Below are 8,125 nucleotides of genomic sequence, written 5' to 3'. Positions count from 1 at the left end.
GTTGGTCAGTCCAGATTGATTGTGCTGATTTAAAAAATGAGTTTGATTTTGTCATAGTTTTTTTCTCCATTAAATTTTATTTAGAAAAAAACGACAATATTTACCACAAATAATTTTAGTGATATAATAATACCAACAGATGAGATTTGTTGGTCAGTCTTGCCGGACTGGTCATTTTTTTGTTTAGCTCCCAGTTGGCGTTGGGAGCTTTTTATTTTGGTTAAATAATTTAACACCTAAAGATATAATAGATGTTATATCTTTTTAAAATTATGACTTAATTAAACCTTATAATAAGGGAAAAATCAATAGTTATAATTAAAAATAACGCAATAGTATTTTAAAAAGTATAATTTTCCATAATTACATAATTATAACTTTACATTTTTCCATATTTCTATTATTATAAATTTGAAAACATTATTACTATATAAAGGAACAATTGAGATATATTAATTATAATTTTACATTTTTCCATATTTCCATAATTATAATTATGGAAATTTATATAATTTTACATGGGGGTTTTTATGACAACAACTATTACATGTGGTAATTTTAAAGGTGGAGTTGGTAAAACATCAAACACGTTAATGCTTGCTTATACTTTGTCTAAAATGGATAAAAAAGTTTTGGTAGTAGATTTAGATCCACAAGCAAATGGGACTGATTTATTATTAGCGACTATGACAAATGTTTACCAACAGAAACCGGAATTTAAAGAAACTTTATTTGAAGCTATTAAAAATAATAATCCTAAAGAAGCAGTTATTCACGTTAAACCAAATTTAGATTTGTTGCCATCATATTCAGATTTGCAAGGATTTGAAAAGTTTTTATATGATAATTTTTCAAACGATTTTGAACAAGATCATTTTTTTAATAAATTTATTAGTGAATTTAAACAACAATATGATTATGTATTTTTGGATATTCCACCACAATTAAATAAATTTACAGATAGTGCATTGGTTGCTAGTGATTACGTGATAATCGTATTGCAAACGCAAGAAAGAGCGCTTAAGGGTGCTGAAAAATATGTACAGCATCTACTAGAGTTGCAAGAAGATTATGATTTAAATATCGATTTATTAGGAATACTACCTGTATTACAACAAAATGGATCTGAATTAGATTTAGATGTTGTCCAAGATGCCATAGATAGCTTTGGTAAGAGCAATATGTTTAATAACCATATTAAGCAAATGGCAAGATTAAAGAGATTTGATAGAACAGGTATAACTGACAATGTAAAAGATGTTAACGATCGAAGAGTCCATGATGTATATCAAACGTTAGCAGAGGAAGTTATTGAACGTATAAACATTTTTGAAGGAGGTAAGTAATGTGGTTGAAGAAATGGGGTTAGGTTCTTTTAGAAAAAAACGAACTGAAAGACCAGAAAATGTTGTTCCTAAAAAGTCTGATGAAAATGAACGGACTATGCCAGAAGATTTATTAAAACTTCCAGAAAAGTTAAAAACCAAAGATTTAGCAAAGAGTGTTAGATTGCCTGTTAATACTCACACCGCTATATCAACTATTGCTACATTGAAAAACAAAAAAATATACGAAGTAATTAATGATTTAGTCGAAGAGTATGTTTCAGAGTTACCAGCTCAAGAGAAAAAAATAATAAAGAGTAGTATAGAAACGGTTGCTAATAATCTAAAAAATTCTGATTAAATTTCCATAATTATACTTTTCCATAAATATAATTATGGAAATTTCCGCATAAAATAATATAAATACGTAAAAGAATACTTATGTAAAAGTTACAATGATCCCTCGAATTGGAGTAAATCCGATCTAGGGGTTTTTCTTATGTTTTTTAAGAGTTTTAAAAGTGTGCACAGTACGTCCAACGCAACACCAAAAGTTTGCTGAACTAAAATCAGTAGTTACTGACTTTATGAATTAAAGCAAAATTGGACGGCATGAGTCTGGTTGAATTCCAGAACTATGCCATCCAATTAATCGCTTAAAACATCACTCCAAAGTTTTGGTCAATGTTTTTAAATACTATTTTGATAATAGATACTAAATCATAAAAACTACCTTTTACAGTGTTTTTCCCAATCCAAAATGGTAGATTACAAATTTAATCCGAATTTTTTGACAAATTAGTCAGCATCACTTGGTAAGGTGTTTGCCAGTTAAGTACTTTAAGGGGACGTTGGTTAATTTCGAGTAACGTCGTTGTTAAATCTTGAGCACTAATGTGCTCAAAACAAGTCTCCTTAGGGTAAAAATAACGTAAGTTCCGATTGAATCGTTCATTAATGCCGCGTTCAGCGGGCGTGTAAGCATGGCAGTAATAGGTCTGAATACCGTATTGTGGTTCAAATGACGCTAGATTGCTAAACTCAGTTCCACGATCGACAGTAAAGGTGTGTACCGGTCCCTTAAAAGTTGTTAGAAACATAGCTAGGGCTTCATTAACAGTCGCCGCTGTCCGATCTTTTAATCGGTAAGCCCAAAGAAAACGTGATTTGCGATCAATTAGCGTTAATAAAGCAGCCTTGCTATGTCCACGAGGGCCAACCACTGTATCTATTTCAAAATCACCGATGCGGTTACGTTGGTTAATCATAATTGGTCGTTAGTCAATTGAACGTCCTAATGATTGATTATATTTAGAACGTTGGTCAAGGTTACGCCGTTGGCGTAGCCCATGTTCAGGTAGTTCACTCAAGGAGAATTCAATTTTCCACTGATATAGCCAATTATAAATAGATTTAGTGGCTAGTTTAAGCTCATGCACAATCACTTCCTGTGACCATCTTAGACGTAAATGGTTTAGAATGGTTTGCTTTAATTTGGCATTCAGTTTAGTTTTTCGCCCACAATGCGCCCGTTTATATTCAGCGTTGGCCTGTGCTAATTCAGCTTGATAAGGTTGACAACGAGATAATTCATAAGAAATCGTAGACGGAGATCGTTTTAACCGCTCAGCCATTTGGATATTGGTCAGTCCTAGCTCACAAAAGGTTTCAATTTTAATTCGTTCAGAATAGGTTATACTAGACAAAAAATCAGCTCCTAAAAAATGGGTTTGTGGTAAACACCATTTTAAAGGAAGCTGATCTTTTTTGTCCGAACAGCGTTCGGATTAATTTTACAATCTACCATTATGCATATTATTTTGAATTAAATCACGTAATTGACGAAAATCATTTTTAACATCGTAATTGTGTCGTTTCTGTGAAATTAGCTTGTGTACTAGTTCTTCTATACGATCAATGTCGGATTCGTCCGTATAATCTATCCAGTTAACGTGTTCTAACCAATCAATATAGGCATGCTTCCCTTTTCCATAACTATTTCCAAATAACAAGCAAGGTGTTCCTGTTAAAACTGAAAATACCATTGCGTGCCAGCGATCTGTAATAACTATTTCCTGATGTGAAAATAGTTCTAGCTCTGAATTAAATAATTTCTCCCGAGTAACAGGTGTAATCTTTTTTGGTTCGTCTAAAACGGTATCAACTCTTTTAACAGCGCGTTCATTTCCTAAGATCCCTTTTATATTGTCAATTGTACTTTGCTTAACAACTTTTTCTGAATCATGTCGTAACACGAATAAAGCCCCATTTCGATCGAAATTCCAATTGATAGAATTCATATATAACACCATATCTGGTGTGAAAATGACTGGGTTGTCAAATGTCGACTGCATACGATGAAAACTTTGAGCGTCACGCGCTACTAACACGAGATTAGGATTTTTGCGGTACGCTTCTTGACTTTTTTGTTTTTCAATCTCACCATCTTCATTGTCTTCAAAGTGTATTGATTGAGAAAATGAAATTGTCAGATTATTCACAAAAGTCGAAAAAACCTTGCGTCGTGCCTCCTCATGATTATGGTATAAGTTGCCCATATTCCCGCCGCCCGTGAATGCAATAATATCAGAGGCTTGTAGATGTTCTTGTACAACCGGAATGGCATAGTCATCGTCTTCTTCAATGATTTCAATATATTGATACTCCGGAAATTCGTTTTCAATATATTTCCTTTCAGCTAATGAAACTGCTTGATCTCCCATATTCGTGTAGCTCGGAACACCAAACATGTAAAATTTTGGCCGATCATTATTAGGAAGTTTGTGTGTAACCTCTGTAGTGTTAACAAAAAAGTTTGCCATATGAATTAATACTCCTTTTATTTTTATACTCTAGCGTTTTGATATGCGTTTTTCATTTTGCGACCGTTCACAAATAGGAAAGATAATAAGATGCTGAACCCATTTGTTAGCGCGAAAACGAAGAAGACAACAGCTGTCCCAAGCAATGCAATAAGCTGTGGATAAATTAAGCTAATGACAAAGTTGGTAATCCACGTTGTTGCAGTTGCAACTGACATAAATTGCACCTTAACTTTACCCGGAAACATTTCTGCTAATAATAACCATGTCACAGGGCTAACAATACCTTGATGATTGGCCAAAAATAAGGTCAAGGCAATCAGAACCAATGCGTTAGTGACTGTCTGAGAAAACATCGTTGACTTCATAATCAAACCTAATATTGCTAAGAAAACGACATTGCCAATTAAGCCAATAATTAGCATTTTATGATGATTAGCTTTTTCAATCATCCGCGTACCAAAGATACTAGCAATAACTGACACAACACCGATTAAAATATTTGCATATAGTGAACCACCTGCGCCCATGCCCACTTTTTCAAGTAAAATCGTGCCATAATACATCACAGTATTAACACCAGAAATTTGTTGAATCAATGCAATCACAATTCCGGTAATTAGTAAATAAAGTAATTTTTTATTCTTCAAAGCAACTGCCCAACTGAAATCTCGGTCATCAGTTTCATCAATTGCCTCAGTCTGACTTTTAATGAGAGCGTTAGTGTCTTTGAAACCTAATCGGCGAAACAATTGTCTTGCTTTGTTAACCCGTCGCTTGAACAAAAGCCACTGCGGGCTACCACTAATTCGAAATGAATTAATCCATAAAATCACCGATGGAATTGCGGCAGACAAAACCATAATTCGCCAAATTGGACCCCAGTTACCCCAGATATTACCTAAAATAGCATTGACAACAAACGCACATAATTGACCTAGAACAATAAAAATAGCATTCTTATTAACATTCGCACTGCGTAAATTATCTGGCGATATTTCAGCCAAATACATTGGGGAAAGACTAGATGCTGCTCCCACGGCAATTCCTAAAATAAATCTAAAAATGGACATGAACCAGAAGTTAATAGCTAATGCACAAAGAAAAGTTGAGGCGGTGAAAATAATTGCAATTAAGCGCAGGTTTTTTTTCCTGCCCATTTGATCAGCTACCTTACCACATCCTAATGCCCCAATACAAGCACCAATTACAAGAGAACTGGAAACCACACCTTGTAAGAATGGACCAAGATTAAGTTGATCCGGACGACTCATGAAGGCTAGTGCACCATTTATTACTCCGGTATCATAACCAAATAAAAATCCTCCCAGAGATATTACATAAACACATGGGAAAAAATATTTTTAGAAAACACTGACAGTTCTGAAAATGCGTCGTTCACAATTAGAAAAACAAATGATGATAGTTTGATTGGTTATGTGATGTTAACCGACTTTAGCGTTCGTAATCACTCCTGCGAATTGGGAATTGGTTTTCCAAAAGCTGAAGATCGTTCTAAAGGTTATGGTACAGAAGCAATGAAACTGATGCTTGATTATGGTTTTAATAATCTTAATATGCATAAAATCAAGCTATCCGTCTATCCATTCAATACTGGTGCCGTAAAAGCCTACACAAAGGTCGGTTTTGTCAAGGAAGGAACCGTAAAAGATGAAATTTTTTATGATGGCAAATGGGTTGACATTGATTACTATGCTATTTTCCAAGATGACTGATTTGCAAAGCAACGTTAATCTCGCTCATAACAGAAAAAGCTGCAGCACCCACGCTGATAGTAACAATAAGCAATCACACTAACTGCAAATACACGAAAAATGTAACAAATCATTAAAAACTATCAAATATTTTTTGCTTCTGAGCATCTTTTTCTGGTTCAAAAAATAGAATAATCCCTGTTTTGAACTACACTAATTTTTCAATCCCATTACCACAGGTTTATAATTGAATTGGACCATTAGAAAACCAGGGGAGAAAGAATATGAGTATTTTTGAAGAAATTGAACAGGATCCTGCAAACAAAAAGTTCACTCAGCATGGATTAAAACCAATTTACAATGCACCCACAAATGCTAGAATTGTCATAATCGGTCAAGCACCAGGTTTACGAGTTCAAAATACCGGAATTATGTGGAATGACGCTTCAGGTGATCGCTTACGTGAATGGTTGGGCATTGATAAGGATGTATTTTATAATTCGGGAATGATTGGTGTTATACCAATGGATTTTTATTACCCTGGCAAGTCTAAATCTGGTGATTTACCGCCTCGAAAAGGTATTGCAGATAAGTGGCATCCTCGCTTATTAAACAAAATGGCTGACGTAAAATTAATTATTCTAGTTGGCTCTTATTCTCAAAAATATTATCTAAATCTTAGAAGTTCAGACAAAATAACTGATGTTATTAAAAATTACCAGAACTATCTTCCTAATTATTTTCCTATTGTTCATCCCTCTCCAAGAAATAATATATGGCTGAAGAAAAATAAATGGTTTGAAAAAGAAGTTGTCCCAAACTTAAAAAAGATTGTTACTAAGATGCTGTCAGAATAATTTTTGAATTGTACGAGGTATTAAATTATGTTGTTAGAAAAACAAGAAATCAGAACATATATTTTGGAGAACTTAAACTCTTATAAACCAGATGATAAGCTCAAACACGAAACTAGACTATACACACAACTATTTAATTGTCAGTTATGGCAAGATGCTTCGACTGTGGCAGTGACAATGAGCATGGAAAACGAACTTAACACTCAACCAATTATAGATATGGCTATCAATGTTGGTAAAAAAGTGTTCATTCCCAGAGTCTCAAAAAAAGATTTACTTTGGTTCGATTATAGTAAAAATAGATTAAGCAAATCTAATTTTGGTATTTTAGAACCTAATCAGGAAGTAAATTTTGCACACAGCTTAAACGAGATTGATCTAATGATTGTTCCAGGGATCGCTTTTACACCAGATAATTATCGAGTGGGATATGGCGCCGGATTTTTCGACCGTGTATTATCTAAATATAGTAAAGACACAATTTCGTTAGTGTTACCACCACAATTAATTGACAATTTTTCGCGTAACCAGTGGGATATGCCAGTAAAAAATATGCTAACTTAATCAACAAATACACAAAAATGCTTTCTCTCGATACATTAAGAGAAAGCATTTTTTAATTTTAATAAATCGATTAGACTAAGCAAAATCAACTACAACAGGGCTAGACTGAAATGACTCAACCAAAGCAGAATTAATCCTCAGCTTAATAATAACATTATTACTAAAATCATCAGATAGCTTTTTAATTTCTGGATGCTGCATGACTTCATCATTCATCGCTTTGTTCTCGATAATTTCAGCAACAACGGAGTTAGAACTCATCCTAGATCCGGTCTGTTTATCAAACCAAGTAGCTATGGATACCTTGTTGTTGAATCTAATATTTTTGACGCGTGTGCTGTCTTTTTTTGTAACACAGTAGAAAACATTTTCGTCAGAATTAGATTGCTTAAACGTTATGATACTCGAATTAGAAACGTTGTCCAATGAAATAGTTGAGAGAATAATAATATTATCCAAGACGTTTAAAGAATTCTGAAATATATTATTGCTTTTACCTATTCCTGAATCGTGACTAAACTTATTTCGCTGTTTCAGCAATGTTAGTATTGTTAACGGAATTACTAAAATAATGTAACCAACCAAGGTTAACACAAGCGACTGCTATATATAGCCTTTGATATTAAAGTAAAATACAAAAATCATGGAGAAAAAAATCGTTACTAGAAATATAATAAATAGCTGTATAAGGTTCTGGTGCAAAATTTTTCAGGTAAACTTATTTTGAGTATAATTAGCCTAAAAAGTGAGGTAGCGATGATGGAAAATTATTTTAAAGGGCGACATTTCCAAAAAGATATTATTTTGGTAGCCGTTGGCTACTATTTTAGATTCTCATTAAG

The 8,125-nt window shown here is 33.5% G+C and carries 7 protein-coding genes and 3 pseudogenes; 6 read left to right on the top strand and 4 right to left on the bottom strand.

Going from position 1 to position 8,125, the window contains the following annotated elements:
- The first annotated feature begins 530 nt into the window (after positions 1-530).
- Together JOC59_RS08940 and JOC59_RS08935 are read left to right on the top strand one after the other, a co-directional pair.
- Positions 531-1,346, top strand: coding sequence for a ParA family protein (locus JOC59_RS08940; RefSeq protein WP_205144408.1), 816 nt, complete (start codon positions 531-533; stop codon positions 1,344-1,346).
- A gap of 1 nt (position 1,347) precedes the next feature.
- On the top strand, positions 1,348-1,686 hold the full coding sequence (locus tag JOC59_RS08935) for a hypothetical protein (RefSeq protein WP_205144407.1): 339 nt from the start codon (positions 1,348-1,350) through the stop codon (positions 1,684-1,686).
- Positions 1,687-2,101: 415 nt separating this feature from the next.
- Here JOC59_RS08935 and JOC59_RS08930 read toward each other — a convergent pair.
- The 3 genes and pseudogenes from JOC59_RS08930 to JOC59_RS08920 all read right to left on the bottom strand — a co-directional run bounded on the left by JOC59_RS08930 (position 2,102) and on the right by JOC59_RS08920 (position 5,484).
- Positions 2,102-3,031: pseudogene (locus JOC59_RS08930) on the bottom strand (IS30 family transposase).
- Positions 3,032-3,118: 87 nt separating this feature from the next.
- Positions 3,119-4,147: a polysaccharide pyruvyl transferase family protein gene (locus tag JOC59_RS08925; protein ID WP_205144406.1), complete on the bottom strand. Its 1,029-nt coding sequence runs from the start codon at positions 4,145-4,147 to the stop codon at positions 3,119-3,121.
- A 23-nt stretch (positions 4,148-4,170) separates the two neighbouring features.
- Complete coding sequence (locus tag JOC59_RS08920) at positions 4,171-5,484, bottom strand: sugar porter family MFS transporter (protein ID WP_205144409.1); 1,314 nt, start codon at positions 5,482-5,484, stop codon at positions 4,171-4,173.
- On the opposite strand from JOC59_RS08920, the pseudogene JOC59_RS08915 reads away from it, so the two are divergent.
- The 3 genes and pseudogenes from JOC59_RS08915 to JOC59_RS08905 form a co-directional block, all read left to right on the top strand.
- Positions 5,482-5,883: pseudogene (locus JOC59_RS08915) on the top strand (GNAT family N-acetyltransferase); the annotation flags it as partial. The gene JOC59_RS08920 and the pseudogene JOC59_RS08915 sit on opposite strands and share 3 nt — an antisense overlap.
- 263 nt (positions 5,884-6,146) lie before the next feature.
- Positions 6,147-6,719 carry a uracil-DNA glycosylase family protein gene (locus tag JOC59_RS08910; protein WP_205144405.1) on the top strand — a complete coding sequence of 191 codons (573 nt, stop codon included), beginning with the start codon at positions 6,147-6,149 and terminating at the stop codon, positions 6,717-6,719.
- A gap of 27 nt (positions 6,720-6,746) precedes the next feature.
- A complete protein-coding gene (locus JOC59_RS08905) occupies positions 6,747-7,283 on the top strand; it encodes a 5-formyltetrahydrofolate cyclo-ligase (RefSeq protein ID WP_205144404.1) in 537 nt (178 codons plus the stop codon).
- Between the two features lie 75 nt (positions 7,284-7,358).
- Here JOC59_RS08905 and JOC59_RS09390 read toward each other — a convergent pair whose 3' ends face one another.
- The gene (locus tag JOC59_RS09390; RefSeq protein WP_239517090.1) at positions 7,359-7,544 is read right to left on the bottom strand and encodes a hypothetical protein; all 186 of its coding nucleotides are present in this window, start codon (positions 7,542-7,544) and stop codon (positions 7,359-7,361) included.
- A gap of 498 nt (positions 7,545-8,042) precedes the next feature.
- Between JOC59_RS09390 and JOC59_RS08895 the strand changes: the two are divergent.
- Positions 8,043-8,125, top strand: a pseudogene (locus JOC59_RS08895) (IS6 family transposase); the annotation flags it as partial.

The organism is Periweissella beninensis (genome assembly GCF_016908275.1).
Lineage (GTDB): Bacteria > Bacillota > Bacilli > Lactobacillales > Lactobacillaceae > Periweissella > Periweissella beninensis.
Note: the sequence above shows the minus strand (reverse complement) of the source record. Positions and strands in the feature narration are given on the sequence as shown.

Excerpts from the sequence above, each read along its gene's own strand:
- JOC59_RS09390 (WP_239517090.1), bottom strand. The coding sequence starts at position 7,544 with ATGAGTTCTAACTCCGTTGTTGCTGAAATTATCGAGAACAAAGCGATG.
- JOC59_RS08910 (WP_205144405.1), top strand. The coding sequence starts at position 6,147 with ATGAGTATTTTTGAAGAAATTGAACAGGATCCTGCAAACAAAAAGTTC.
- JOC59_RS08925 (WP_205144406.1), bottom strand. The coding sequence starts at position 4,147 with ATGGCAAACTTTTTTGTTAACACTACAGAGGTTACACACAAACTTCCT.
- JOC59_RS08905 (WP_205144404.1), top strand. The coding sequence starts at position 6,747 with ATGTTGTTAGAAAAACAAGAAATCAGAACATATATTTTGGAGAACTTA.
- JOC59_RS08940 (WP_205144408.1), top strand. The coding sequence starts at position 531 with ATGACAACAACTATTACATGTGGTAATTTTAAAGGTGGAGTTGGTAAA.